The sequence below is a fragment of the Escherichia sp. AM3 genome, assembly GCF_032029835.1.
GTDB lineage: Bacteria > Pseudomonadota > Gammaproteobacteria > Enterobacterales > Enterobacteriaceae > Escherichia > Escherichia coli.
Genome location: NZ_JAVUPQ010000339.1, coordinates 1 through 1,194, shown reverse-complemented (window position 1 = coordinate 1,194; position 1,194 = coordinate 1). Strand labels below are relative to the sequence as shown.

General features: G+C 44.8%; 2 protein-coding genes. Both read right to left on the bottom strand.

The window, feature by feature from the left end; translation table 11 throughout:
- Window positions 1-787: ATPase, T2SS/T4P/T4SS family (locus tag RTW80_RS25660; protein ID WP_312720873.1), on the bottom strand; the 787-nt coding region annotated here is incomplete at its 3' end.
- A gap of 10 nt (window positions 788-797) precedes the next feature.
- The coding region (pilP, locus tag RTW80_RS25655) for a type IV pilus biogenesis protein PilP (protein WP_312720871.1) at window positions 798-1,194 on the bottom strand (397 nt) is incomplete at its 5' end.

Genomic DNA, 1,194 nt, shown 5'->3' with positions numbered 1-1,194 from the left:
CTTCGATCGTCAGCAGGTGTCGCCCCTGATTATCGTCAAGATATACACGGCAGGCACTGCGTAACGTTGTTGATTTACCTGAACCTGTTGGACCAGACAGAACTATTTTCCCTTCCGGGCGGCGCAGCATGACGTTCAGCAACCGGATTTGCTCCGGTATAAAGCCCAGTTGCTTAAACGTGGGAACTTTGTCTCCGTCATCGGGTATCAGGCGCATAACTGCAATCAGACCATCTCCCGTAGGTCTGTGACTGTATCGTGCACCAAATATTCCTATTTTTCGCATTAATTGTGGGGACAGGCGCGCATCCTGTTCCCTTTGAGGGAAGAAACTGGTTTCAGTCACATCAGCCATTGACAGAATGGCTGTTGCGCAAAGTGAATAACCCAACGCAGGTTGATCTTCATCTACAGTTTGCAGTTCACCGAATATTCTCATGCGAACTTTGAAAATAGACTCTGAAATTAAAAAATGAATATCTGAAGCACCAAGTTTTCTGGCCGTTTCAAAATAGGAGAGAACTTTCTTCTCACTTTCACTGACATCTGCAAGATCTTTCAGATGAATAATCCGTTCTTTCGGACCTTTATTTTCATCATCCTGACCGGCTTCCTGTAACTCAGACAGCGAGACTACTTTTGGGATGATGTCAGGGTATAAGTTTAGCAGTTCCTGGAGATTACTCTGTACGTCAGGTCTTGTTCGCTGATTTGTTTCGATGAGAATTTCATGGGTGTCTCCCCGGGATATAAAAAGGAGAGCATCCTTCAGATTATATTTGTCCATATCACATCACTCAGAAAGTAAGGGTGGTGCCATCACTTAACGTGACGCCAGACAATGAGATCGACTTCACCGTGACGGATGTACCCGGAAGCTGGCTACCAGTGGTGACGCTTGTCTGACGTCCATCAGCCATGCGAAGAACGGCATGAAGACGTTTATCTTTGCCGTTTATTTCCATAATAACGGGCAATTCCTTTCTGTTTTTAGATGTCGGCTGCTCTGAAACTGATGGCAAAGAGGCAGTCATACCAGAGAAACCTGAAACAGTTTCAGATGACAGATTAACATCTGATTCTTCGAGTTGTTTCTGTAGCTGTGCGCCCTGAACTTTTGCCTGTAAAAGAATATTCCGGTTTTGTTGTGCTTCAAGTTCTCCAATTGTGACAAGAGGTTTTGTTGTTGCAAAT